The sequence below is a fragment of the Acinetobacter sp. V2 genome (assembly GCF_001188385.1).
In the GTDB taxonomy this organism is placed as follows: domain Bacteria; phylum Pseudomonadota; class Gammaproteobacteria; order Pseudomonadales; family Moraxellaceae; genus Acinetobacter; species Acinetobacter oleivorans.
On the sequence record NZ_JZFB01000001.1, the window covers coordinates 815,069 to 815,291 of the forward strand.

Sequence of the window (223 nt, forward strand, 5' to 3'; positions counted from 1 at the left end):
GTATTTAAATTTAGAGGTGAGGGCAAAATTAGGTTGTTTCCAATTATGCTCAAGCCCTACATAGTGTTTGTTGTAGAGGTCTTCTAAATTACCAAAGTAATATTCGCCCTTTAAAGACGGCGTAAATTGATAGCGCAGATCTATGTAATTTAAGCCATCAGATTCTTTGGTCATTCCATTTGCCGTGAACGAAAACTTTTTAAAATCTTCTTCATTTCGTGGC

At 35.9% G+C, this 223-nt stretch carries 1 pseudogene; it reads right to left on the reverse strand.

From position 1 onward, the window contains the following. A pseudogene (locus UC75_RS20065) lies at positions 1-223 on the reverse strand (OprD family outer membrane porin); the annotation flags it as partial.